At 72.5% G+C, this 23974-nt stretch carries 19 protein-coding genes and 4 tRNA genes; 10 read left to right on the top strand and 13 right to left on the bottom strand.

What is annotated here, in order from left to right; translation table 11 throughout:
- Positions 1 to 49 precede the first annotated feature (49 nt).
- A complete protein-coding gene (locus AOM03_RS02980) occupies positions 50 to 607 on the bottom strand; it encodes an organic hydroperoxide resistance protein (protein ID WP_369345437.1) in 558 nt (185 codons plus the stop codon).
- 185 nt (positions 608 to 792) lie between these two features.
- Between AOM03_RS02980 and AOM03_RS02975 the strand changes: the two genes are divergently transcribed.
- Positions 793 to 1440, top strand: a complete 648-nt coding sequence (locus tag AOM03_RS02975; RefSeq protein ID WP_062378143.1) for a TetR/AcrR family transcriptional regulator — start codon at positions 793 to 795, stop codon at positions 1438 to 1440.
- Between the two features lie 144 nt (positions 1441 to 1584).
- Here the strand turns inward: AOM03_RS02975 and AOM03_RS02970 are convergent, their stop codons facing one another.
- Positions 1585 to 2121, bottom strand: a complete 537-nt coding sequence (locus tag AOM03_RS02970) for a hypothetical protein (RefSeq protein ID WP_062378141.1) — start codon at positions 2119 to 2121, stop codon at positions 1585 to 1587.
- Positions 2122 to 2265: 144 nt separating this feature from the next.
- Here AOM03_RS02970 and AOM03_RS02965 point away from each other — a divergent pair, with 144 nt between their 5' ends.
- From AOM03_RS02965 to AOM03_RS02955, 3 genes are all read left to right on the top strand, one after another.
- Entirely contained in the window at positions 2266 to 6138 is a 3873-nt protein-coding gene (locus AOM03_RS02965; RefSeq protein ID WP_082092044.1) for a Pls/PosA family non-ribosomal peptide synthetase, read from the top strand.
- A complete protein-coding gene (locus AOM03_RS02960) occupies positions 6135 to 7439 on the top strand; it encodes a M1 family metallopeptidase (RefSeq protein WP_062378137.1) in 1305 nt (434 codons plus the stop codon). The genes AOM03_RS02965 and AOM03_RS02960 overlap by 4 nt, the downstream gene beginning before the upstream one ends.
- A gap of 124 nt (positions 7440 to 7563) precedes the next feature.
- Positions 7564 to 9066: a copper resistance CopC/CopD family protein gene (locus AOM03_RS02955; protein ID WP_062378135.1), complete on the top strand. Its 1503-nt coding sequence runs from the start codon at positions 7564 to 7566 to the stop codon at positions 9064 to 9066.
- A 445-nt stretch (positions 9067 to 9511) separates the two neighbouring features.
- Here AOM03_RS02955 and AOM03_RS02950 read toward each other — a convergent pair whose 3' ends face one another.
- The 5 genes from AOM03_RS02950 to AOM03_RS02930 form a co-directional block, all read right to left on the bottom strand.
- The gene (locus tag AOM03_RS02950) at positions 9512 to 9856 is read right to left on the bottom strand and encodes a carboxymuconolactone decarboxylase family protein (protein WP_062378133.1); all 345 of its coding nucleotides are present in this window, start codon (positions 9854 to 9856) and stop codon (positions 9512 to 9514) included.
- A gap of 118 nt (positions 9857 to 9974) precedes the next feature.
- On the bottom strand, positions 9975 to 10562 hold the full coding sequence (locus AOM03_RS12620; RefSeq protein WP_062378131.1) for a 4'-phosphopantetheinyl transferase family protein: 588 nt from the start codon (positions 10560 to 10562) through the stop codon (positions 9975 to 9977).
- 122 nt (positions 10563 to 10684) lie between these two features.
- A complete protein-coding gene (locus AOM03_RS12615; protein WP_062378129.1) occupies positions 10685 to 11095 on the bottom strand; it encodes a hypothetical protein in 411 nt (136 codons plus the stop codon).
- Between the two features lie 149 nt (positions 11096 to 11244).
- Complete coding sequence (locus tag AOM03_RS02935) at positions 11245 to 12918, bottom strand: phosphoenolpyruvate--protein phosphotransferase (protein ID WP_062378126.1); 1674 nt, start codon at positions 12916 to 12918, stop codon at positions 11245 to 11247.
- Positions 12915 to 13187, bottom strand: coding sequence for an HPr family phosphocarrier protein (locus AOM03_RS02930; RefSeq protein WP_062378123.1), 273 nt, complete (start codon positions 13185 to 13187; stop codon positions 12915 to 12917). Before AOM03_RS02930 ends, AOM03_RS02935 begins: the two co-directional genes overlap by 4 nt.
- A gap of 439 nt (positions 13188 to 13626) precedes the next feature.
- On the opposite strand from AOM03_RS02930, the gene AOM03_RS02925 reads away from it, so the two are divergent.
- From AOM03_RS02925 to AOM03_RS02910, 4 genes are all read left to right on the top strand, one after another.
- The gene (locus AOM03_RS02925; protein ID WP_062378121.1) at positions 13627 to 15501 is read left to right on the top strand and encodes a beta-glucoside-specific PTS transporter subunit IIABC; all 1875 of its coding nucleotides are present in this window, start codon (positions 13627 to 13629) and stop codon (positions 15499 to 15501) included.
- Between the two features lie 127 nt (positions 15502 to 15628).
- Positions 15629 to 16495, top strand: coding sequence for a PRD domain-containing protein (locus AOM03_RS02920; protein ID WP_082092041.1), 867 nt, complete (start codon positions 15629 to 15631; stop codon positions 16493 to 16495).
- A complete protein-coding gene (locus tag AOM03_RS02915; RefSeq protein ID WP_062378116.1) occupies positions 16485 to 16745 on the top strand; it encodes a PTS transporter subunit EIIB in 261 nt (86 codons plus the stop codon). The genes AOM03_RS02920 and AOM03_RS02915 overlap by 11 nt, the downstream gene beginning before the upstream one ends.
- A 93-nt stretch (positions 16746 to 16838) precedes the next feature.
- Positions 16839 to 18281, top strand: coding sequence for a glycoside hydrolase family 1 protein (locus AOM03_RS02910; RefSeq protein WP_062378114.1), 1443 nt, complete (start codon positions 16839 to 16841; stop codon positions 18279 to 18281).
- Between the two features lie 62 nt (positions 18282 to 18343).
- Here AOM03_RS02910 and AOM03_RS02905 read toward each other — a convergent pair whose 3' ends face one another.
- On the bottom strand, positions 18344 to 19258 hold the full coding sequence (locus AOM03_RS02905) for a hypothetical protein (RefSeq protein ID WP_062378112.1): 915 nt from the start codon (positions 19256 to 19258) through the stop codon (positions 18344 to 18346).
- 472 nt (positions 19259 to 19730) lie between these two features.
- On the opposite strand from AOM03_RS02905, the gene AOM03_RS02900 reads away from it, so the two are divergent.
- Positions 19731 to 21815 (top strand): heavy metal translocating P-type ATPase, encoded by a 2085-nt coding sequence (locus AOM03_RS02900; protein ID WP_062378110.1) that lies wholly within the window; start codon positions 19731 to 19733, stop codon positions 21813 to 21815.
- 316 nt (positions 21816 to 22131) lie between these two features.
- The gene (locus tag AOM03_RS02895) at positions 22132 to 22572 is read left to right on the top strand and encodes a hypothetical protein (RefSeq protein WP_156157588.1); all 441 of its coding nucleotides are present in this window, start codon (positions 22132 to 22134) and stop codon (positions 22570 to 22572) included.
- Here AOM03_RS02895 and AOM03_RS02890 read toward each other — a convergent pair.
- From AOM03_RS02890 to AOM03_RS02870, 5 genes are all read right to left on the bottom strand, one after another.
- Positions 22569 to 23192 (bottom strand): histidine phosphatase family protein, encoded by a 624-nt coding sequence (locus tag AOM03_RS02890; RefSeq protein ID WP_062378106.1) that lies wholly within the window; start codon positions 23190 to 23192, stop codon positions 22569 to 22571. The genes AOM03_RS02895 and AOM03_RS02890 overlap by 4 nt on opposite strands.
- Positions 23193 to 23376: 184 nt before the next feature.
- Positions 23377 to 23452 (bottom strand) — tRNA-Gly (locus AOM03_RS02885).
- A 1-nt stretch (position 23453) separates the two neighbouring features.
- A tRNA-Val gene (locus AOM03_RS02880) sits at positions 23454 to 23525 on the bottom strand.
- 60 nt (positions 23526 to 23585) lie between these two features.
- Positions 23586 to 23658 (bottom strand) — tRNA-Gly (locus tag AOM03_RS02875).
- A gap of 227 nt (positions 23659 to 23885) precedes the next feature.
- Positions 23886 to 23960 (bottom strand) — tRNA-Val (locus AOM03_RS02870).
- Positions 23961 to 23974 lie beyond the last annotated feature (14 nt).

Below are 23974 nucleotides of genomic sequence, written 5' to 3'. Positions count from 1 at the left end.
GGGGTATGCCCATCATGGCAGACGCACCCCGAGGGCCGGCAGGCCGGTTCTAGGCGACGGTGACCTCGACGTCGACGGCGATGTTGCCGCGGGTCGCGTTGGAGTAGGGGCACATCTGCTCGGCCTTGACGGCGACGCGCTCGGCCGTCTCCTGGTCGATGCCGTGCGCGGTGACCTTGAGCTTGACTCCCAGGCCGAAGCGGTGGAGGGCCAGGGGGCCGATCCCCACGCGCGCCGTCACCTCGGACGCCTCGAGCTTGACCTTCATCACCTTCGCCGCGCCCTGGAACGCGGAGTTGAAGCACGCGGAGAAGCCGGCGGCGAAGAGCTGCTCGGGGTTGGTCTTCTTGGGCTTGGTGATGGGGTTGGGGATCACCAGGTCGAGGTCGAGCAGGCCGTCGCTCGAGGCGACATGGCCGTTGCGGCCGTTGCCCGTGGCGTGCGCCTGCGCCGTGTAGAAGGCCTTGGGGTGGCGGGGCCCCTTGCCGTCCTCGGGGGCGGGGGCCGATGCGTCGGCGGCCTGGGCGGCGTCCTCGCCGTACATCTGGTCGGCCTCGCTTGCGGCGGTCTCGGTGGCGGTGTCCGTGGTGGTGTGCTCGGTGCTCATCGGGATCTTCCCTTCGTTGACGGTGACGTCTGCTTCGGTAGAGTTACTAGTACGTCTACCTGTCACTGTAGCGCGGGGGCGGCATGATTGATTCCCTAAGGAGGTGCCCGATGTCGACAGGTCCGGCCACCCGGGCCGCTCGAGCGAGTGAGCCCACGCAGGCGAGACCGGCCCGCGGGGCCGGGGTGCGCGAGGCGATCCTCGACGCCGCCGAGGCGCTGTTCGGGGAGCACGGCATCCGCGCGGTGAGCGCGGACCGCATCCTCGCCGAGGCCGGCTACTCGAAGGTCACGTTCTACCGTCACTTCCCGTCCAAGGACGAGGTCGTGGTGGCCTACCTCGAACGCGAGTTGGGGCGGGTGCGGGCGGTGCTGGCCGCTGCGGCCGGGGAGACGGCCATCGACCGTGGCGCGAGCGACGCGTTCGGAGGGGTGGTCGAGAGGTCGGCGGCCCAGGGGCTCGCGCCCGTGGCCGCCGCGCTGACGGACGAGATGTGCCGGCCCCACTTCCGCGGCTGCCCCTTCATCAATGCCGCCGCCGAGTACCCGGACCCCGATCATCCGGTGCGCCGCGTCGTCACCGAGTTCCGCGGCCTCATGACCGGCGCTATCGCGGAGTGGGCGCGGCTCCAGGGCGTGCGCGACCCCGGGGCCGTGGCGAGCCAGGCGATGATGCTGCGCGACGGTGCCCTGGTCGCCGGCTACCTCTCGGGCGACCCGGGCGGCGTCGCGGAGGAGTTCGTCCGCTCGCTCGCGGCGATCGTGCGGGCCGCGGGTGGCGCCGCGGGGCGGGCCGCGGGCGGCGGGGAGGAGCCCGTCGCGTCGTCGCGGTAGATCTGGGCACGAGGTGGCCCCGGTTCGTGCGCGAAACTACCGCCAGCGCGTGGGAGAGCCGCGCGCGTGGGCGAGCGGCCAGCGCGTGGGAGAGCCGCGCGCGTGGGCGAGCCGCCCCCGCGCGGGCGAGCAGCCGCCGCCGCCTCAGCCCTGCGGCTGGTCGGGGCTGGGATCCACCGTGCCCGGGTCCTCGTCCTCCTGATGCCTCGGCCCCATGAGCAGCAGCTCGATGAGCGCCTTGGGGTGATACGCGGAGAGCCGGTCCGCCACCAGCGCCATCTGCGCGCCGGACTCGGAGTCGATGAGCGTCAGCACGCGGTCCGCGATGCGTCCCTTGACGTGCACCTCCAACTGGTCGCGGCGGAAGGTCCCCATCAGGTACGAGTCATCCGGGTGCGAGGTCCAGAAGCCGTGCGGCAGCCCGAGCACGTAGACCAGCGTGGGCGACACGGCCAGGCACACATGGGGTGGCAGCTCCGTGCGGTTGTCGGCCAGGTCGGCGCCCAGATGCTTCGCGAGTTGGGGATCCATCGTGGCGACGTGGCGCGGCCGCTTGTCCTCGAGGGTGCTGAGCGCCAGGGCGTCGGCCACCTCCTGGGGCATGAACTCGGCGACGTCGAGAATCGACTCGTCGCCGGTGACGGTCCTCGCGGCGTTCCTCAGCCTGTCTTCGCGTGACATCACGGCCTCCTTCCGGCGGCGCGCGACATCGCTGCGCCGTCACTTCCAACGTACCGCGCCGCCACCCGCGGGGCACCCCGCCGACGCCCCGAGCAATCGCCCATTCCGGGACCTTCGGCGCGCTTCATGCGAGAATCGACGGCGATGACCGCCAACGAAGCGTTCGTGCGGTCCGGCCGCGCGGCCGAGCCCCGAACCCTGATCGACGTCCTGGACGCGACGATCGCGGCGCACCCCGATGCGCTCGCGATCGACGACGGCCAGGACACCCTGACCTACTCCCAGCTCGCCGACAAGGTGCGCGAGGGAGCCGCCGCCCTCGCCGCCGCGGGCCTGCGCCGCGGCGACCGCGTGGGCGTGCGCATCCCGTCCGGCACCGCCGAGCTGTACACGGCGATCCTCGCCGTGCTCGCCGCCGGCGCCGCCTACGTGCCCGTGGACGTGGACGACCCCGACGAGCGAGCCCGCACCGTCTTCGCGGAGGCGGGCGTGAGCCTGATCCTCACGGAGGGCGACCTGGCCTCGGGCCTGCGCCGCGCGGGCCGCGCCGCCGAGCCCGCGGACGCGGCACCCGTCCGCCCCGACCTCGAGAACGACGCCTGGATCATCTTCACCTCCGGCTCGACAGGCACGCCCAAGGGTGTCGCGGTCACGCACCGCTCCGCGGCCGCCTTCGTCGACGCCGAGTCGCGGCTGTTCCTCCAGGAGGAGCCGCTGGGCCCCGGCGACCGCGTGCTCGCGGGCCTGTCGGTGGCCTTCGATGCGAGCTGCGAGGAGATGTGGCTCGCGTGGCGCTACGGCGCCTGCCTGGTGCCCGCACCCCGCGCGCTGGTGCGCACCGGCATGGACCTGGGCCCGTGGCTCGTCTCGCAGGGCATCACCGTGATCTCCACGGTCCCCACCCTCGCCGGTCTGTGGGCCGCGGAGACGCTCGAGGGCGTCCGCCTGCTCATCTTCGGCGGCGAGGCCTGCCCGCCCGAGCTCGCGGCCCGCCTCGCCACCGACGGCCGCGAGGTGTGGAACACCTACGGACCCACCGAGGCCACCGTGGTCGCGTGCGCCGCGATCCTCGACGGCTCCGACCCCGTGCGCATCGGCCTGCCCCTGGACGGCTGGGACCTCGCGGTCGTGGGCCCCGACGGAGAGCACGTGGCCGAGGGCGAGAGCGGCGAGCTCATCATCGGCGGCGTGGGCCTGGCCCGCTACCTCGACGGCGCCAAGGACGCCGAGAAGTACGCGCCCGCCCCGCAGCTGGGCTGGGACCGCGCCTACCGCACCGGCGACATGGTCCGCTACGAGACCGAGGGCCTCGTGTTCATCGGCCGCGTCGACGACCAGGTCAAGATCGGCGGCCGTCGCATCGAGCTGGGCGAGATCGACGCGGCGCTCAGCGCGCTGCCGGGCGTCGCATCGTCCGCCGTCGCGGTGCGCAAGACCGGTGGCGGTGCCGCCGTGCTCGTGGGCTACCTGGCCCCGCACCCGGGCGCCTCCATCGACACGACCGCGTGCCGCGCGCAGCTCGCCGAGCAGCTCCCGGCCGCCCTGGTCCCGCTCCTCGCCGTCATGGACGAGCTGCCCACGCGCGGCTCCGGCAAGGTCGACCGCGACGCGCTCCCGTGGCCCCTTGCGCAGGGGGACGATGCGCCGGCCGCCGAGGGCCTCACCCCCACCGAGGAGTGGGTCGCCGAGCGGTGGACCTCCGTGCTCGGCGCGAGCGTCTCGGGCCCGGACGACGACTTCTTCCTCGCCGGCGGCGGCAGCCTGCTGGCCGCCCAGCTGGTCTCCGCGCTGCGCGGCCGCTATCCCACCGTCACGGTGGCCGACGTGTATGAGACGCCCCGCCTGGGCGACCTCGCCGCGCGCCTCGACGAGCTCGAGCCCGCGCCCGAGGCCTCGGCCGACGTGCCGCCGCCCGTGCGCCGGACCTCCCAGCTCATCCAGCTGCTGCTCACCATCCCGCTGTCCGCGGTCGTGGGCCTGCGCTGGCTCACCTGGACCCTGCTGGGCGCGCTCGTCGCCCACGGCATCGGCCTCGCCCCCTGGCTCGAGCTGCCCGCGTGGTCGTGGGCCTGGGCGCTGGCCGGGTGGGCGGTCTTCATCAGCCCGTTCGGCCGCATGGGAACCACGCTCGCCGTGGCCCGGGCGACCGTGCATCGTCTCAAGCCGGGCCGCTACCGCCGCGGCGGCCGTGTCCACCTGCGGCTGTGGTTCGCCGAGGCCTGGGCGGAGGCCGCCGGCGCCGGCAACCTGTCCTGCGCCCCGTGGAACGCGGTGTTCGCCCGGGCGCTCGGCGCGAAGGTGGGCAAGAACGTCGACCTCCACACCCAGCCGCCCATCACGGGACTGCTGACGCTGGGCAACGGCTGCGCGATCGAGCCCGAGGTGGACCTCGCCGGGCACCGCCTCGAGGGCGACACGCTCGTCGTGGGACGCATCCGCGTCGACCGCCGCGCCAACGTGGGTACGCGCAGCACGCTCGGCCCCGGCAGCCGCGTGGGCCAGGAGGCGCAGGTCGCGCCCGGCTCCGTGGTCTTCGGCGACGTCCCTCCCGGGGAGCTGTGGGCGGGCTCGCCCGCGACCTTCCGCGGCACCCCGCGCAAGCACTGGCCCGCGCAGCGCGCCGCCCGCGGCCGCCGCTGGGTGGGCGTCTACGGCGCCTCCGCGGCGGTGCTGTCGGCGCTACCGTCCGTCGCGCTGATCGTCGGCCTGGTCGCGGTGCTCGCAATCGTGGGCGACGCGCCGTCGCTCGCGGCCGGCGTCACCGAGACGATGGCCTGGTCGTGGCTGGGCGGTCTGATCGCGTTCGTCGTCCTCGCGGCGGCCACGTGGGTGGGCGTGCGCCTGCTCTCGATCGGCCTGCACGAGGGCTACTACCCGGTGCGCTCGCGCGGCGGCTGGCAGGCGTGGGCGGTGCTGCGCCTCATGGACGATGCCCGGCGCACCCTCTTCCCGCTCTACGCCTCGTCCGTGACCCCGTTCTGGCTGCGCTCGCTGGGCGCCCGCATCGGCCGGGACGTCGAGGCCTCCACCGCGCTCATGATCCCCACCCTCACGACGGTGGGCGAGGGGGCCTTCCTCGCGGACGACACCCTGGTGGGGTCGTACGAGCTGGGCCGCGGGTGGATGCGCATCGACACGGTCAAGGTGGGCAAGCGCGCCTTCCTGGGCAACTCGGGCATGATCTTCGCCGGCCGCGCGGTGCCCAAGCACGGCCTGGTCGCCGTGCTCTCGGCGACCCCACGCAAGGCGAAGAAGGGCTCGTCCTGGCTCGGCTCCCCGCCGGAGAAGCTGCGCCGCGTCGAGCACGACATGGATTCGAGCCTCACCTACGACCCGCCCGCCGGCCTGCGCGTCGCACGCGCCACCATCGAGGCGCTGCGCCTCGTGCCCGTCATGGCGTCCTTCGCGCTCGGCCTCGCGTTGGCGCTCACGCTCCACGGACTCGTCGTCGACCAGGGCGTCCTGGTCGCGCTGGCGCTGGCGCCGTGGCTCGTCATCGCGGCCTCCGTGCTGTCGTGGCTGGTCGCCGCGGCGATGAAGTGGCTCCTCGTGGGCCGCATCGCCAAGGACGACCACCCCCTGTGGAGCTCGTTCGTGTGGCGCAACGAGCTCGCGGACACCTTCGTCGAGGCCTTCGCCGTGCCGTGGCTCATGCCCGGCGCCTCCGGTTCGCCCATCCTCCCGGCGTGGCTGCGCACGCTGGGCGCGCGCATCGGCAAGGGTGCCTGGGTGGAGACGTACTGGCTGCCCGAGGCGGACCTCATCACCGTGGGCGACGGCGCCAACGTCGAGCGCGGCTGCGTGCTCCAGACGCACCTGTTCCACGACCGCGTCATGAGCCTCGACACCGTCACGGTGGGCGCCGGCGCAACCATGGGTCCGCACGGCGTCATCCTGCCGGCCGCGGGCCTGGGCGACGGCACGGAGGTGGGTCCGGGCTCGCTCGTGCTGCGCGGAGACCTGCTCCCCGCCGGCTCCCGCTGGACCGGCAACCCGGTGGAGCCCGCCGACGCATGAAGGATCGCTACGTCCCTCGCCGCACCGACGCCGCGATCCACGTCAGGCACTACGACCTCCAGATCGACTACCGCGTGGGCCGCAACCGGCTCGACGCGACCGCGAAGCTCGACATCAAGGCGACCTCCCGGCTCGACCGCATCGACCTGTCCTTCGAGGGGCTGCGCGTCTCCAAGGTGACCGTCGACGGCCGCAAGCCCGCGAAGTGGATCCAGAAGGCCGGGTCGCTCTCGGTCAAGCTGCCCGCCTCGCTGGCCAAGGGCGACACATGTCGCCTGGTGGTCGAGTACGCCGGCGCGCCCGGACCCCGCAAGGGCACCTGGGGGGAGATCGGCTGGGAGGAGCTCGACGACGGCGTGATCGTCGCCGGCCAGCCCGACGGCGCGCCCTCATGGTTCCCGTGCCACGACGTCCCCGAGGACAAGTCGACCTACCGGATCGCCGTCACCGTCGACTCGACGCACACCGCCGTGAGCAACGGCGTCCTGGTCGAGCGCTCGGTGCGTCGCGGCCGCGTCACCTGGGTGTACGAGCAGCACGAGCCCATGTCCACGTACCTCGCGACCGTGCAGATCGGGCGCTACGAGCCGCTCGTGCTCGCCGAGAACCCCGTGCCCATCCGCGCGTGGGCGCCGGTGCGCCTGCGCCGCCGCGTGCTCCACGACCTCGACCGGCAGATCGCGATGATGGAGCTGTTCCGCAAGCTCTTCGGCCCGTACCCGTTCGCCGAGTACAGCGTGGTCGTCACGGACGACGACCTGGAGATCCCGCTCGAGGCGCAGGGCCTGTCGGTCTTCGGCGCCAACCACATGGACGGCAAGCACGGCAGCGAGCGGCTGGTCGCCCACGAGCTCGCGCACCAGTGGTTCGGCAACAGCCTGACCGTGGGCCGGTGGAAGGACATCTGGCTGCACGAGGGCTTCGCCTGCTACGCCGAGTGGATCTGGGCGGAGGCCGCCGGCAAGGCGACCGTGGACGACCACGCCGCGGCCACGCATCGTCGCCTGTCCAAGCTGCCCCAGGACCTGGTGATCGGCGACCCCGGACCCAAGCTCATGTTCGACGACCGCCTCTACAAGAGGGGCGCGCTCACGCTGCACGCGCTGCGCGTCGCGCTGGGCGACGACGCGTTCTTCGGCGCCATCCGCGCGTGGGTGGTGGCCAACCGCTACGGCGTCGTGTCGCGCGAGTCCTTCGTGGAGTGCGTCGAGTTCGAGACCGGCCAGGCGATCGGCGGGCTGCTGTCGAAGTGGCTGGACCGCGCCAAGCTGCCGGCGCTCGACCCGGAGACCCGGCGGTAGGGCCGGGGGACGATGCGCGGGGGGACGATGCGCCGGGTGGCGGTCGGTCTTCGGCGCCGGGGGTGGCGCCCGGGGTGGCGCCGGCCCTAGCCATGCCGGCCGTCCGCGCCTAGGGTGGGACGCCATGTCCGACCCCGGCGCGCATCCCCACTCCTCGCCGCACGCCCCGCGAGCCCGGGCGTCGCGGATCGCCGCGCTCGTCGTGGCTGTGCTCCTGACGGTGTTCGCGGCCGGTCCCGCCGCCGCGCACACCGACCTCGACATCTCGGACCCGGCCGACGGCGACCGCGTGCGGGCGCCGCTCGAGGAGGTGCGTCTGACCTTCACGCTGCCGGTCACGCCCTTGGGCGATGCCGCCGTGATCACCGGGCCGGGGGGTCCGGTGCCGGCGACCGTCGAGCAGGCGGAGGACGGCGTGGTCCTGGTCGTCACACCCGCCACGCCGCTCGGCGCGGGCGACTTCGCCGTGACCTGGACGGTCGCGGCCCAGGACGGCCATCCGCTGGACGGGGACTTCGCGTTCGTCGTCGAGGAGCTCGGGCAGGCGTCGCCGTCGCCCACCGGCGTCGTGTCGCCGTCGGCAGCGGCCTCGCCCTCGCCGAGTGCGTCGCCGGCGCCCGCGGACGCCGACGGCGTGGAATCATCCCCGACCCCGTCCGCCGTCCCGGCCGAGCCGATGGACGTCCCGCACGAGGGCGCGGAGCCCGAGACCTCCGACGCGCTCGCGCAGGCCGTCGCGCGCGCAGGGTCCGCGGTGGCGCTCTGGGCGCTCCTCGTGGGCGCCGGTTCGCTCGCCTTCGCCGCGATCGCCCTGCGCGGTGCCGACCGGGCCGAAGTCCCTCGGGTCCTCGCCGGCGTGCGGTGGTGCGGCGCCCTACTGCTGGGCGGCCTCGCCCTGCGGGTCGTGGGACGGGCCGCGGTGATCTCGGGCGGGTCCCTCGCCGATGCGTTCAGCGACGATGCTCTGGGGGACGCCCTGGCGGGCACGGCGGCGTGGGTGGTGGGGCTGCAGGCCGCGGGAGGTCTCGCCATGGCCGTCGGCGCCTGGCGATCGGTCCCGGCGTCGTGGCTCGCCGGTGTCGGGGCGGTCATCGCCGGCGCCGGGCACGTGCTGGGCGGGCACAGCAACACGGCGGAGCCGCGGTGGCTGGTCGTCGGCGCGGACGTCGCGCACCTGGTCGCCGCCGCGGTGTGGCTCGGGGGAGTGGTCGCGCTGCTCGCGGTGCTCCGGTCGAGGCGCCGCGACGGCCGACCCGCCGACGCGGGCCCGATCGCCGTGCGCTTCGGCGTCGTCGCGGCCGGGTCCTTCGTGGTGGTCGGCGTCGCCGGCGTCCTGCTCGCGTGGAGCATCGCCGAGGAAGTCTCCGACCTGTGGACGTCGACGTGGGGCGTGGTGCTGCTGATCAAGGTCGTCCTGGTGCTCGTGGTCGCAGCGATGGGCGCCTACACGCACTTTCGGCTGGTGCCCCGGCTGGTGGCGGCGGACCGGGACGTCGGCTCGGACGCGACGGCGACGGCCGCGCCGGAGGCCGCCGGACTGCGCCGTGCCGCCGCGGCGGAGGCGCTCGTCTTCGTGCTTGTCGTCGTCGCGACCGCGGTCCTGGTCGCCTCCTCCGCGCACGGGTAGCCGCGGACGGCTGCGTCACCCCGCGGTGTGGGTGAGGACCCGCACCGGACCCTCGGCCCGGACCGCGACGGACACGACGAGTCCGGGGGAGAGGTCCACGTCCTGCAGCTGCCACGGCCCCCCGGGGCCGCGCGCCACGCGAGTGCCGTGGAGCTCCACCGTCGCGGGATCGCCCGCTTCGATACGGGCCAGGCGATCGGCGGGCTGCTGTCGAAGTGGCTGGACCGCGCCAAGCTGCCGGCGCTCGACCCGGAGACCCGCCGGTAGGACCGGGGGACGATGCGCGGGGGGACGATGCGCCTGGTGGCGGTCGGTCTTCGGCGCCGGGGGAGGCGCCCGGGGTGGCGCAGGCCCTAGCGATGCCGGCGAGGCCAACTGCCACGGCGCTCGAGATGCATGAAGGGCGGGGGCCCATGGGCCCCCGCCCTTCATACGTGGCTGCGCGTCAGGCGGGCACGCCGGCGAACGCCTCGACGGCCTTGCGGGCCTCGTTGCCGTACACAGCGGACGGGCCGCCGCCCATGAGGATCGCGACGCCGATGGTCTCGTAGATCTCCTCGGGGGTCGCGCCGGAAGCGAGCGCGTCCTTCACGTGGCAGGTGATGCAGCCGCCGCAGCGCACGGCGATGGCGATCGCGAGTGCGAGGAGCTCCTTGGTCGACTTCGGAAGCGCTCCGTCGGCGAGCGCGGCGTGGTGCAGCGAGAAGAAGCTCTTGATGGTGCCGGGGATGTGCTCGCCGAGAGCGCCGATGCCGCTCATGACGTCGTCGTAGTGCTCGTGGTGGGACATGGTGCGTCTCTCAATCTGGCTTCGTTGCCTGGGTGGAACTACTGACTCCGGGGTTGGTGGCAACGTAATCCCCCCCCCGCCAGCCGGAGGGGGACGTTAGTCCCGACGGCCGGACGCGTCACGGCGTCGTGTGAGAAACCACACTTATCGGACCCTCGGCCCGGACCGCGACGGACACGACGAGTCCGGGGGAGAGGTCCACGTCCTGCAGCTCCCACGGTCCCGCGGGGCCGCGCGCCACGCGAGTGCCGTGGAGTTCCACCGTCGCGGGATCGACCGCAAGACCCGCGCCGGTCGCCTTGAGCAGCGCCTCCTTGCGCACCCAGGCGCGCAGGAGGTCCCCGGGGGCCGTGGTGCGGGGCCGCTCGGCGGCGGCAAGGGCGACGTCGGCCAGGCGCGGGTCGAGCGGCGTGCCGGCGGCCTCGACGTCGACGCCCACGGGCGCACGCACGCACGCCGCCGCGATCACCACGCCGGGCGCGCGGGAGATCGAGAGGTGCGGCACGGCGGACTCGCCCTCGAACGCCGCGAACGGCGCGCCGTGGTCCCGGCTTCCGCATGAGTGGCATCTGCGACCGATGGCGATCGGGGTCGACGCTGGGAGGGCGCATGCGGCCTCCACCGCGGCCCGGGCGGCGTCGTCCGCGGCGACACGCGCATCGTGCCCGGGGGCCGTCCAATGAGAGACGAGATGCACGGTGATCACGGCATGAGTGTGACGCATCGACCTGAGACGTGCGCGGACGTGCGCGGACGTGCGCGGACGTGCGCGGACGTGTGAGGGCGCGGAGGGGCTGTCCGGCGGGCGGCGCCCGGAGAAGGCGCGGGTCAGGCGGGCGCGGGAAACCGGTCGAGCAGCCGGTCGGCGGCGTCGACGTCCATCTGCACGTCCCGCCGCCGACGGCGCGAGTCGATCACGGTCACGATCGCGCCGCTCATGAGGTCGCCGTGACGGGTGCCCGGGGCGACGGGACGCACCGCGAGCACGCGCCGCACGCCCCGACGCTGCTCCCGGCCCACGAGCTGGTGGAGCAACACGCCCGGCAGCCCCAGGAGCACGAACCCCGCGGACACGAAGAGCGCCACGCGGGAGTCGAAGGCGCCCTCCGTGACCGCGCGCAGCGCGACGACCACCTGCGCGCCCCACGTCGCCGCCATGATGGTGGCGACGACGATCACCCAGTCCTTGCCGGGCCTGACGATGACAGGTCGGGACCCGCGCTCATCGAGGTGCCACACGTCGCCTCCGTCTCGTTCCCTCGGGCCCCGGATGGCGGCCCCGGTGTCACGGTAGCGGAGGCGTCGGCCTGACCCGGGGCGCGGTGGGTCCGCCTGCGTGGAGCGTTCCGGCCGGGCACGGGCGAGGCGCCCGGCCGGAACACGACCTGTCAGAGCCCCAGCGTGGCGCGGGCCTCCGGGTCCATGTGGGTGAGCGCGGCGACGCGCGCGTCCGACGGCGACCCGGCCGCGAGCGCGGCCTGCGCGATCGCCTCGCACTGGGCGAGGGTGTGGTGGCGCAGCGCGAAGCGCACCGACGCGAGGGCGCCGGGCGACATCGACAGGCTGGTGATGCCCAGTCCCGCCAGGACGAGCGCCATGACCGGGTCCGACGCGGACTCGCCGCACACGCCCACCGGCTTGCCCAGGCGACGCCCGGCGGCCGCGGTGGCGGCGACCAGGTCGAGAACCGCGGGCTGCCAGGGGTCCAGCAGGTCCGCGAGCTCGCCACGCAGGCGATCGGTGGCCATGGTGTACTGCGCCAGGTCGTTGGTGCCCAGCGAGACGAAGTCCACCTCGCGCAGGATCGCGTCCGCGCGCAGCGCGGCGGCGGGGACCTCGACCATCACGCCCACCGTGGTGGCGCCGGCGGCACGCGCGCGGGACGCGAAGTCGCGGGCCTCGGCCGGGGTCGCAATCATGGGCGCCATCACCCAGGTGCTGTGCGTGGACACCTGGCCCAGCGCGAGCAGCTGGGACTCGACCAGCTCGGGCAGCGTGCGGGCCAGGCGGAAGCCGCGGACGCCGAGCGCCGGGTTCTCCTCGTCCGGCTGGGTCGCGAACGCCAGCGGCTTGTCCGCGCCGGCGTCGAGCGTGCGCACCACCAGCTTGCGGCCGTCGAGCGCCTCGATCGCCGCGCGGTAGGCGCGCGCCTGGTCCTCGACGGCCGGAGCGGTGGCCTCGTCGAGGAAGAGCACCTCGGTGCGGAACAGGCCCACGCCCTCGGCGTGAGCGGCGAGCGCCCGGGGCACATCCGCCGCGGATCCGATGTTCGCGAGCAGGGGCAGCGCGTGGCCGTCCTTCGTCGCGCCCGGAGCGGTGTCGGAGGCGAGGGCCGCCTCGCGCGCCGCGATCGCCTCGACGGCGTCGCGGACCTCCTGGCCCGGGTCGACGGTGGCGGTCCCGGCGGCCGCGTCGATCGCGACCGGGGTGCCGGGCGCGACGTCGAGGATGCCGGCGACGCGCACCAGGCACGGGATGCCCAGCTGGCCCGCGATGATCGCGGTGTGGCCGGTGGGTCCGCCCAGCTCCGTGACGATGCCCGCGACCAGGTCGAGGTCCAGCGCTGCGGTGTCCGCGGGGGAGAGGTCCTCGGCGGCGACGATCGAGCGCTCGGTCAGCGACAGCCCGGGCTCGGGCGCGCCGAGCAGCCGCGCGACCACCCGGTCGCGGACCGAATTGAGGTCGGTGACCCGCTCGGCCAGGTAGCCGCCCGCGGCCTCGAACATCGCCGCGTAGCCGGCCACCGCCTCGGTGACCGCCGTGGCCGGACCGGTGCCCGCCTCGACGCGCTTCACCGCGTCGGCGATGAGCGCCCTGTCCTTGGCCATGAGCGCCGTGGCGCCCAGCACCTCCTTGAGGTTGCCCGATGCGGCGGCCGCCCGGGCGGCGAGACCTTCGGCCACGTGGGTGAACGCGGCGTGCACGGCGTCGGCCGCATCGGGGCCGACGGGCTCATGCTCGGGGGCCCGGGGCGCCGGACGCACCAGGGCGAGCGGCGCGACGGCGGCGGACCTCCCGACGCCGATGCCGGAGAGGACGGCGCCCTCGACCAGCGTGCTCATGCGTGCGCGGCGTCGAGGTTGGATTCGAGCATCGCCACGAGCTCGTCGATCACCGCGGCGTCGCCAGAATCGCCCTCGAGCACCACCGCGTCGCCGTGCGCGAGCCCCAGCGACATCACCGACAGGATCGACGAGGCGTCGATCGCGTTCTCGCCGGCGCGGGCGATCGTGATGGTGGCCGATGCGCCGCCCGCCTTCTGCGCGAAGGTGGCGGCGGGGCGGGCGTGCAGGCCCGTGGGGTTGGCGATGATGGTGCGTCGTTGCAGCATGGCGGGTCCTTCGTGGGGGAGTTCTGGGGACCGTCCCCGGGCAACAAAAAAGACCTGGAAGGAGCCTTCGCTCCTCGCCAGGTCTTGCCCGTGTTCCGGTCACAATCCTTTGTGAGTGCCAGTGAACATACACGGTTCCGCACCCGGGTGCAACCAACCGCCCGGCGACCCGGAGGGGCCGGCGATCGGCGCATCGTCCCGGGTCGGGGCGCGCGCGACGCGCCGCGGTTTGCAACCGTTCTGGCACGGTGGTACGTTTCCGAGCCATCGCGGAAGGAACCGCGATCGAACACACGGGATTGTTACTGCTTCAGGCAAGACCCGGGTCTCGAGAAGGGTGCGACGCATCGCTGCGTCGCACTGTCCCTCTTGAGATCCCGGGTCTTTTTGCATGTCTGGGGCAGTGGCGGTCCCCTCTCAACTGATTCAAGGAGGAATCGTGGCAACTGCGACGAAGCACGAGGTGATCGCTGATGCGGTCCTGGAAGCGATCGGAGGTGTCGAGAACGTCAAGTCGGTGACCCACTGCGCGACCCGTCTGCGCTTCGCACTGAACGACCGCGACAAGGCCGACAAGGCGAAGGTCGAGGCGACCCGCGGCGTCATCACCGTCATGGAGTCGGGCGGCCAGTTCCAGGTGGTCATCGGCAACACCGTCAACGAGGTCTACCAGGCGATCATCCGCCACAAGGGCATCAAGGCGGGCGAGTCGGTCGCCACGGGCGGCTTCATGGCACGCCTCATCGACCTGGTCACCAGCATCTTCACCCCGTTCCTGTGGGTGCTCGCGGGCACGGGTCTGATCAAGGCCGCGCTGGCCGTCGCCGTCGCGATCAATGCCGACTTCGGCCTGACCACGACCTACGCGCTCTTCTACGCGGCCTCCGACGCGACGTTCCAGTTCCTGCCGCTGTTCCTCGCGATCACGGCCGCCAAGAAGTTCAAGGCGAACCAGTGGGTCGCGGTCGCGATCGTCGGCGCGCTCCTGTACTCGGAGACCATCGGCATCGACGCGATCGGCGGGCTCACGCTCAAGGCGTTCGCGGACTCGGGCGAGGCGCTCGACTTCTTCGGCATCCCGGTGCTCATGCCGGCGTACCTCTCGGCCGTCATCCCCGCGATCTTCGCGGTGTACGTCCAGTCGAAGCTCGAGCAGTTGCTCGACAAGTTCATGCCCGAGGCGATCAAGAACTTCATCAACCCGATGATCGTCGTCGGCGTCGTCGTGCCCTTCACCTTCCTGGTCATCGGCCCGCTCTCCGCGCTGCTGGGTGACGGCCTCGCGTGGGTCGTCGACAACCTGTGGGCCCTGAGCCCGGCCGTCGGCGGTGCGCTCCTGGGTGCTGGCTGGCAGGTCTTCGTCATCTTCGGTCTGCACTGGGCGCTTCTGCCGCTGTTCATGGTCGGCCTCACCACCGTGGGCTACTCGCTCCTCACCGGCCCCCTGTTCGCGGCCGTCGCCTCGCAGGGTGCCGCGGCCCTCGCCGTGTTCTTCAAGACCAAGAACAAGGACCTCAAGGGCGTCGCGGGTCCCGCGTCGCTGTCGGGCATCGTGGCCGGTATCACCGAGCCCGCGATCTACGGTGTCACGCTGCGCCTCAAGAAGCCGTTCATCTACGGCGTCATCGGCGGCGCCGTCGGTGGCTCGATCGCCGCGATCGGCGGCTCGGCCGCGGACGGCTTCGTCCTCCCGTCGGCCCTGACCGTCGTGTCGACCATCAACATCGGCAACTTCGGCATGCAGCTGCTGGGCACCGGCCTCGCCATGGTCATCGCCTTCTCGCTGACCTTCTTCCTGGGCTTCAAGGACCTCCCGGCCACCACCGACGAGGACGAGGCCAAGGACGCGGCCGAGGTCGAGGCGGGCCCCGTCACCGTCGCCGCCCCCGTGGCCGGCACCGTGATCCCGCTCGCCGAGGTCAACGACAAGGTGTTCTCGTCGGGCGCGCTCGGCCAGGGCGCGGGCGTCCTGCCCGCGTCGGGCGTCATCACCGCGCCGGTCGCCGGTGAGCTCGTCACGGTCATGCCGCACGCGTACGGCATCCGCACCGCCGCCGGCGTCGAGGTGCTCGTGCACGTGGGCATCGACACCGTCAAGCTCGACGGCAAGCACTTCGCCTCGAAGGTCGCGCAGGGCGACACCGTGGTCCGCGGGCAGCAGCTCGCGCAGGTCGACCTGGCCGCCGTCAAGGCCGCCGGCTTCGACACCACCACGGTGGTGCTCGTGACCAACGCCGACGAGGCCGACGCGGTGGCCGTGGCCGCCACGGGCGCCGTCGCCGGCGAGGGCGACCTGCTCACGGTCTCCCGCTGATGTGACAAAGGTCTCCCGCGCCGGGTGCCCCGGCCCGGCGCGGGGACCTCACACTTGTACGTGGCGTCGCTTCCGGCGCCCCCCACGCAGGGTTCCCGCTGGGAACACACACAGGAGCGAGTGATCGATGCGGATCGCGAAGATCTTTAATAATTCCGTGGTGCTCGGAGTCGACGAGGCGGGCGCCGAGTTCGTCGTCTTCGGGCGCGGCGTGGGCTTCCAGGCGCGGCGCGGCGACCTGGTCGACGAGTCGCTCATCGAGCGGCGCTTCGTTCCCTCCGAGGGCGCGTCCGCCGAGCGCATCGTCGCCCTCATCGACGAGATTCCGGCCGCGGACCTCGACCTCACCTCGAGGATCGTGGACGAGGGCCGACGTGTCCTGGGCGACCACGTCACCGAGCACGTCCTGGTGCCGCTGGCCGACCACATCAGCTTCGCCCTGCGCCGTGCCGGGGAGGGAGCCGCGCTGACCGACTACCCGCTCAAGTGGGAGGTCATGTCCCTGTACCCGGCCGAGCTCGCCTTCGCGCGCCGCGCGCTCGCCATGGTCGAGGCGGATCGGGGCGTGGCGCTGCCGGACATCGAGGCCGTGCCGCTCGCCCTGCACTTCGTCAACGCGCAGTTCGGCGCGCGCGACATCCAGGCCACCGTCGACATGACGCAGGTGCTCGCGCGGGTGCTCGAGATCATCCGCGAGGAGTACGGCGAGGCGCTCGGCCACGACGAGAACGCCGTCGCCCGCTTCGTCACCCACCTGCGCTACCTGTATGCCCGCGGGGCCAAGGGCGCCGCGCGCGACGACGAGACGCCCGAGCTCACCCAGGCCATCCGGCTCACCCAGCCGAGGGAGTACGCCGTGGCCGAGCGCCTGGCCACCTTCATCGGCGAGCGCTACGGCTGGGAGGTCAAGGCGGGCGAGGTGCTCTACCTCACCATCCACGTCATCCGCCTCACGGCGGGCCTGCGCGAGGCGGGCGTCGCCCGTGCAAGCTGACACGATCCTGCTCGCGTCGGCGGTCATCACCCTGGCCGGCGGCGTCGACAACGTCGAGCACGTGGGACGGTGCCTGGTCCGGCTGCGGCTTCGCCTCCTCCGCCCCGAGGACGCCGACGTCGACGCCATCGGCGCGCTCCCCGGCGTGAGCATCGCGATCCGCCAGGGCCGCGAGGTGCACGTCGCGCCCGCCGCGGGGCTCGACGCGCTCCACGCGACGGTGTGCGCCGGCGTGGGCGCCCGCCGCTGACCCGCCCGCCGAACCTCGCACTCAACCTCACAGATTTCCCGGCCCGCGCATCGTCCCGGGCCGGACCCTACCCACCACCAGAGAGGACTCACCATGACCACCGCACGCTTCCCGGAGGGCTTCCTGTGGGGCGGCGCCACCGCCGCCAACCAGATCGAGGGCGCCTACGCCGACGGCGGCAAGGGCCTGTCGATCCAGGACGTGACGCCCCAGGGCATCATGTTCGACCGCGTCGCCGGCCCGACCGCCGACAACCTCAAGCTCGAGGGAGTCGACTTCTACCACCGCTACGCGGAGGACATCGCGCTGCTCGCGGAGATGGGCTTCAAGGTGTTCCGCTTCTCGATCGCGTGGAGCCGCATCTTCCCGCTGGGCGACGAGGCCGAGCCGAACGAGGAGGGCCTCGCGTTCTACGACCGCGTGCTCGACGAGCTCGAGAAGCACGGCATCGAGCCGCTCATCACGCTGTCGCACTACGAGACCCCGCTGCACCTCGCCGAGAAGTACGACGGCTGGCGCTCGCGCGACCTCATCGGCTTCTTCGAGCGCTACGCCCGGACCTGCTTCGAGCGCTACGGCGACCGCGTCAAGTACTGGCTGACGTTCAACGAGATCAACTCGGTGCTGCACATCCCGTTCGGCTCGGGCGGCATCAACACCCCCAAGTCCGAGCTCCCGGTCAACGACCTCTACCAGGCGATCCACCACGAGCTCGTGGCCTCCGCGCGCGTCACCCGCGTCGCCCACGAGATCAACCCGGAGCTGCAGATCGGCTGCATGGTCATCTCGATGCCCATCTACCCGCTCACGCCCAACCCGGACGACGCGGTCGCGGTCATGAAGGCCGACCACGCGAACCTCATGTTCTCCGACGTGCACACGCGCGGCGAGTATCCGGGCTACGCGAAGCGCTTCTTCCGTGAGAACGGCATCGAGCTCGACATCACCGAGCAGGACGTCGAGGACCTCAAGCACACGGTCGACTTCGTGTCCTTCTCCTACTACATGTCCATGTGCGAGTCCGGCGACCCCGAGGTCAAGGCCAACGCCGCCGGCAACATCATGATGGGCATCCCCAACCCGCACCTCGAGGCGTCGGAGTGGGGCTGGCAGATCGACCCGCAGGGCCTGCGCATCGTGCTCAACCAGTTCTGGGACCGGTGGCAGAAGCCGCTGTTCATCGTCGAGAACGGACTGGGCGCCAAGGACCAGCTGGTCGAGGTGGACGGCGTCAAGACCGTCGAGGACGACTACCGCATCGCCTACCTCAACGACCACCTGGACCAGGTGGCCGAGGCGATCGAGGACGGCGTCGAGCTGCTGGGCTACACCACGTGGGGACCCATCGACCTGGTGTCGGCGTCCACCGCGCAGCTGTCCAAGCGCTACGGCTTCATCTACGTGGACCGCAACGACGACGGCTCGGGCACCCTCGAGCGCTACAAGAAGAAGTCCTTCGACTGGTACGCCGAGGTGATCCGCACCCGCGGCGCGAACATCGTGCCCATGGGCGCGAAGGAGCTCGTCTCCGCGTAGCGCGGGCGTGCTGAACGCGGGGCCGGTCGCTGCGGCGGCCGGCCCCGTGGTGCGTCCGGCGCCTACCCGCCGGTCGCGACGATGGTCGCCTCGAACGTGTCGATGAGCAGGCCGTCGGCGGTCAGGTCGAGCACGAGCGTGGTCCGTCCGTCGCCGACGCCGGTGATGCGGAACTCCCACGCCTGAAGGAAGGAGTGCGCCGCGGTCGGATCCAGCTCGCTGAAGTCTCCCGGCGCGCGTGCGGGCCCCAACGGGATCGGGCCGTCGACCGCGACCACCGCATCGTCATAGGCGGTGACCTCCCACGGGGTGTCGGGGTGGAGCGCGGCCGCCCGGAGGATGACGGACGCCGAGGCTCCGTCCGCGACCGCGATCTCCTGGCCGTAGTCGAGCTCCGACGTCACGGGCGCAGCGCCGCCGAATCCGATGGCGTCGTAGCAACGGTTGGGGATGGCCGCGGTGGGGGCACCGCACGCGTCCTCGACCACCTCGACGGTGTACTCGGCGACGTCGATGCGCTCGCCGCCGGCAGTGAGCTCGAAGCGCAGGGGAGAGGTGCCCAGCGCGGATCCGGTGAAGGTGAACTCCGTCTCGGTGGCGAGGAACCGGGGAGTGCCCGGGTCCGCCGACGGACCGGGATCCTCGTCGTCACCGGGGTTGGACTCGCCGGACGGGGCCTGGACCTGATCGGTGGGAGGCGGGATCACCGCCGTGTCCGTCAGCGTGATCACCTCGTCGTCGAAGTCGACGACGCTCCACTGGGCGTCCGGATGCGCATTGCTGCCCAGGAGACCCACGTCGACGGTCTCGTCGGGCTCGATCGCCAGCAGCCACCCGTGGTCTCCCTTCTCCACGGCGAGCCCGCCCGCAGCGAAGTCGTTGCCCAGGCATCCTGCGAGAACGAGGACGCAGGCGCCCGCTGCCGCCGTCCAGGCACGCGTCCCCGACCGGGCGCCGGGGGACACGAGGGCGCGCATGACGGTCCCTTCCGGGCCGCTCCGTCGTCGTCGCCGGGCCACGGACGGCCTCATCGCGTGCGGGGAGGTCGTACACGTTCAGCCTAGGGCGGGCGCGCCGCCTTGTCCTTCGACAGCCTTCCATCGGTGTCCCGGGAACCACGACGGGCCGCGCCGGCCCTGCTGCGTCCTCGGCGCGCTCGCCGCCGGCGATCGCGCCCACGACGTCCGCACGCCTCTTGAGCGGGGCGACCGCCTTCGCCAAGTCGAGGAGATCCTCGTCGGTCAGCGAGCGGTCCTCGCGGCCGACGAACGCGCGCACCCCAGCGGCATCGCGCTCGACTCCGGAGGCGGTGATCCGCATGTGTACAGCCAATCAAAGGGGTCTGACATTCCGGTCGAAACGATCATCCATCACCGCGAGCAAGGCTTGACCTTCCAGCGAGATGGAAGGAGTAGCGTGCTGAACTGTTGAAGAGACCAGGAGGTTTTCATGGATCACGGCGACCACCGGGGCACAGTGACAACTGACGGCTCGGGCCACGCCGATCACGAGGGCCACGCCGAGGATCACGCCGACCACTCCGCTCACGACGCCGACCACTCCGGCCACGCCGACCTATTCCGTCGCGACTTCTGGTGGAACGTCGTGCTCGCGATCCCGGTCATCGCGACGAGCACGATGGTCGAGGGCTGGTTCGGCTACGACCTCCCGGGCTCCGCATGGATCCCGCCGGTGCTCGGGACGGTCATCTTCGCCTGGGGCGGCTGGCCGTTCCTGTCGATGGCCTGGAGGGACGAGCTGACCCAGCGCAGGCCCGGGATGATGACGCTCATCTCGCTCGCGATCACGACCGCATTTTTGGCGAGCGCCGCAGGCACCTTCGGCATCGGCGGCTTCCATTTCTGGTGGGAGCTCGCGGGGCTGATCGTGATCATGCTGCTCGGCCACTGGCAGGAGATGAAGGCCGTCGGCCAGGCGCGGGGCGCCCTCGCGGCGCTCGCCGAGCTCCTGCCGGACGACGCGGAGCGCGTCACGGACGACGGAGACGCCACCGACCACGTGGCGATCGGCGACCTGGCCGAGGGAGACATCGTCGTCGTCCGACCGGGTGGTCGGGTCCCGGCGGACGGCGACATCGTGCGCGGCGACGCGAGCATCGACGAGTCCATGATCACGGGAGAGTCGGCCCCGGTCTCGAAGTCGGAGGGCGATCGCGTGGTCGCCGGCACGGTCGCGACCGACGGCTCGCTGCGCGTCGAGGTCACCGCGACCGGCGACGGCACCGCGCTCGCCGGGATCCAGCGCATGGTCGCCGATGCGCAGAACAGCCGATCCGGCACACGACGTCTGGCCGACCGCGCGGCCGCCTGGCTGTTCTGGATCGCTCTCGGCTCCGCGGCCGTCACTCTCGTCGTGCATCTGCTGCTCGGTGATCCGACGGGCGGGCTGACCGCGGCGGTTTCGGTTCTGGTCGTCGCCTGCCCCCACGCACTCGGCCTCGCGATCCCGCTCGTGATCGCGATCTCGACGTCCGAGAGCGCCAAGCACGGCATCCTGATCAAGGACACCGCCGCGCTCGAGGCCATGCGCACGGTCGACTCCGTGCTCTTCGACAAGACCGGCACCCTGACCGTGGGCTCGCACCGGCTCACCGAGGTCGCCACCGCGGACGGGTGGGACGAGGACCGGGTGCTCACCCTCGCTGCCGCGGTCGAATCCGACTCCGAGCACCCGATCGGGCGAGCCGTCGTGGCGGCGGCGAAGGATCGCGACCTGGACGTCCCCACCTCCGACGGTACGGACACCATCCCGGGGAAGGGCGTCCGCGCCCGGGTCGATGGGTCCGAGGTCGCCGTCGGCGGGCCCGCGCTCCTCGAGGAACTGGGCGCCCGGGCGCCTTCCGGTCTGGACGATGCGGCGGACGACTGGCGCGACCAGGGCGGCGCGGTGCTTCACGTCGTCGTCGACGGTGAGGTCGTCGGTGCCTTCACCACCGTCGACCCGGTCCGGGACGAGTCGCGTGCGGTCGTCGATGCGTTGCACGACCGCGGGGTCTCGGTCGCCCTGATCACCGGCGACGCCCGCGCGGTCGCGGATGCCGTCGCGAGCGAACTGGGCATCGACGATGTGTTCGCCGAAGTCCTCCCGGATGACAAGGACGACGCTGTCGCCGACCTCCAGAGCAAGGGAAGGGCGGTGGCCATGGTCGGCGACGGCGTGAACGATGCGCCGGCGCTCGCGCGCGCGGACGTCGGGCTCGCGATCGGCGCGGGCACCGACGTCGCGATGGAGGCCGCGGGTGTGGTGCTCGCGAGTTCCGATCCTCGCGGTGTCCTCGGCGTGATCGAGCTGAGCCGCGCGACCTATCGGAAGATGCGTCAGAACCTCGCCTGGGCGACGGGCTACAACCTGGTCGCGATCCCCGTCGCGGCCGGGGTGCTCGCACCGGTGGGGGTCACCATGCCTCCGGCGGTCGCCGCGATCGCGATGAGCCTGTCCACGATCGTGGTGGCCCTCAACGCCCAGCTGCTGCGGAGGATCGACCTGGACCCGGAGAGGCTCGGCCGTCGCTGATCTGCGCATCGTCCCGACACGGTCCACGCCGGCCCGCGACGGCCCGGCGACGCGACAGCGGCGCGGCCCCCAGCTGGGGGCCGCGCCGCGGCGACGAGGGTCGCTCAGATGGGGTTGCCGATGCCGCCGGCGCGGGCCGCTCCGTCGTCGTCGCCGGGCCACGGACGGCCTCATCGCGTGCGGGGAGGTCGTACACGTTCAGCCTAGGGCGGGCGCGCCGCCGCCGCCCGCGGAGACCGCAGGTCGGCCATGCACCCCGGCGTAGACTGAGGAGGTGGGACTTCCACCTCGATGGTGAGGGAGGGAGGTGAGAACGATGGCCGGCACGACTGAACGGGGCGCGGCCGCACCCACACGCAGGAGCGGCGTCGCCCTGCTGATCACTGGAATCGTCGTGGTCGCCGTGGGCCTCCTGGGCGTAGGAGTCTGGGCGGTGTCCGCATGGTTCGCGAGTTCCAACGGAACCGTGGCGTCCGAGTCGCAGGCGGGCTCCTTCGCCGCCGTGGGCGTCGAGGACCCGGTCGATGCGCCCGAGGTGTGGAGCGCACTGGCCGGCGAACGAGGCCCCGTGGTCTGGGAGGGCACCCGCGAGGAGCTCGACGCGATCATGGCCGAGGGACGCGCCATGTACCAGGAGAACCTGCGGTCCGACTGGCTGGTGCCGTCCGGCGTGATCGTCGCCGTCGGCGCCGCGGTCACCGCAGCAGGGCTCGTGGTCCGACGTCGCCAGGCGCACGCGCCCGACGGCACGCCCTAGCCGACGAGCGCGGGCTCCGGCACCTCTCCGACGGCCGCCACTCGCGCCGCGCCGTTGTCGATGACGATGCGCGAGACGGACGCGTTGGCCAGGGGAGTGGCGGTCGGGGTGACGCCCGACGCGAGCTCCGTGAGCGTGAGGTGCATGCGCAGCAGCGCGCCATGGGCGACCACGAGGACGTCGCCGTCCGGGTGGGCGGCGGCGATCCGGTCGAATGCGCGCGCGGCGCGGGTGCGGAACTCCTGCGAGCTCTCGCCGCCGGGCAGGCCGGGGTGGGAGCCGTCGATCATGGCGGTCCAGAACTCGTGGTGGTCGTGCTCGGCCCAGAACGGGGCCTCGAGGGCGCCCTCGAGTTCGCCGAAGTTCAGTTCGCGCAGGTCCGCGTCCGTCACCAGGCGCAGCCCGGGGTGGAAGCGCAGGATCTCGCGCGCGGTCGCCACGGTGCGGCCCAGCGGGCTCGCGTACGCGGCGACGAAGGGCACGTCGGCCAGCGCGGCCGCCGTCTCGCGGACGCCCTCCAGCCCGAAGGACGTGATGGGGGAGTCGCACCAGCCCTGGAAGCGGTGCTCCGTGTTGTACACGGTGCGGCCGTGGCGGACGAGGTGAAGAGTGAGCGGCATGGCGCGCCTTCCAAGTCGGGGCGGACGCACCGCTCCCGGCGGCGCGCCGGTGCAGGACTGGTGGGACCGTAGCAGGCCCAGGTGAACGGAAGGTTAGGAAAGCGAGCGGCCTGGCTTGTTGCCAGGGTGCGCCATGCATCGTCCCCGGACACGAAGAAGGGGCCCTCCCGAAGGAGGGCCCCAGTGGAGCGGACGACGGGACTCGAACCCGCGACCCTCACCTTGGCAAGGTGATGCTCTACCAACTGAGCCACGTCCGCGTGGGCGATACTGGGATCGAACCAGTGACCTCTTCCGTGTCAGGGAAGCGCGCTACCGCTGCGCCAATCGCCCGGGGGGTGAATCCGGCCCTCGCGTCCGTCGGCGGTGCCGGGAACGGGAGAACCTTCCTCGAGCGGACGACGGGACTCGAACCCGCGACCCTCACCTTGGCAAGGTGATGCTCTACCAACTGAGCCACGTCCGCGCGGTCCCGATCTCTCGATCAGGGCCGTCGAACACTTTACCTGATATTCAACTGCGCGGGCGACACGGACACGCCGCGTGTCGCGGTCGAGCCGTGACAAGGGTCACGCCGGGCGGGGCTCCGCGAGGCCTGGAGGGCGACGCGCCGGGCCGGGTCTCGGGGGAGCGTCGTGCGCGCAGGCCCCCCGGAGACGACGAAGGCCCCCGGATGTCTCCGAGGGCCGTGCGTGGTGGGCGATACTGGGATCGAACCAGTGACCTCTTCCGTGTGAAGGAAGCGCGCTACCCCTGCGCCAATCGCCCTTGTGCGAGAGACA

It is taken from the genome of Demequina pelophila (genome assembly GCF_000971175.1).
GTDB classification, from domain to species: domain Bacteria; phylum Actinomycetota; class Actinomycetes; order Actinomycetales; family Demequinaceae; genus Demequina; species Demequina pelophila.
The sequence above is the reverse complement of the archived record's forward strand: the minus strand, read 5'-3'. Positions and strand labels throughout refer to the sequence as shown.

Coding starts and splice junctions, on each gene's coding strand:
- AOM03_RS02930 (WP_062378123.1), bottom strand. CDS start 13,187: ATGCTGCAACGACGCACCATCATCGCCAACCCCACGGGCCTGCACGCC.
- AOM03_RS02905 (WP_062378112.1), bottom strand. CDS start 19,258: ATGCGCGCCCTCGTGTCCCCCGGCGCCCGGTCGGGGACGCGTGCCTGG.
- AOM03_RS02890 (WP_062378106.1), bottom strand. CDS start 23,192: ATGCCGCTCACTCTTCACCTCGTCCGCCACGGCCGCACCGTGTACAAC.
- AOM03_RS02910 (WP_062378114.1), top strand. CDS start 16,839: ATGACCACCGCACGCTTCCCGGAGGGCTTCCTGTGGGGCGGCGCCACC.
- AOM03_RS02980 (WP_369345437.1), bottom strand. CDS start 607: ATGAGCACCGAGCACACCACCACGGACACCGCCACCGAGACCGCCGCA.
- AOM03_RS02950 (WP_062378133.1), bottom strand. CDS start 9,856: ATGTCCCACCACGAGCACTACGACGACGTCATGAGCGGCATCGGCGCT.
- AOM03_RS02895 (WP_156157588.1), top strand. CDS start 22,132: ATGGCCGGCACGACTGAACGGGGCGCGGCCGCACCCACACGCAGGAGC.
- AOM03_RS02920 (WP_082092041.1), top strand. CDS start 15,629: ATGCGGATCGCGAAGATCTTTAATAATTCCGTGGTGCTCGGAGTCGAC.
- AOM03_RS02935 (WP_062378126.1), bottom strand. CDS start 12,918: ATGAGCACGCTGGTCGAGGGCGCCGTCCTCTCCGGCATCGGCGTCGGG.
- AOM03_RS02960 (WP_062378137.1), top strand. CDS start 6,135: ATGAAGGATCGCTACGTCCCTCGCCGCACCGACGCCGCGATCCACGTC.
- AOM03_RS02900 (WP_062378110.1), top strand. CDS start 19,731: ATGGATCACGGCGACCACCGGGGCACAGTGACAACTGACGGCTCGGGC.
- AOM03_RS02955 (WP_062378135.1), top strand. CDS start 7,564: ATGTCCGACCCCGGCGCGCATCCCCACTCCTCGCCGCACGCCCCGCGA.
- AOM03_RS02965 (WP_082092044.1), top strand. CDS start 2,266: ATGACCGCCAACGAAGCGTTCGTGCGGTCCGGCCGCGCGGCCGAGCCC.
- AOM03_RS02970 (WP_062378141.1), bottom strand. CDS start 2,121: ATGTCACGCGAAGACAGGCTGAGGAACGCCGCGAGGACCGTCACCGGC.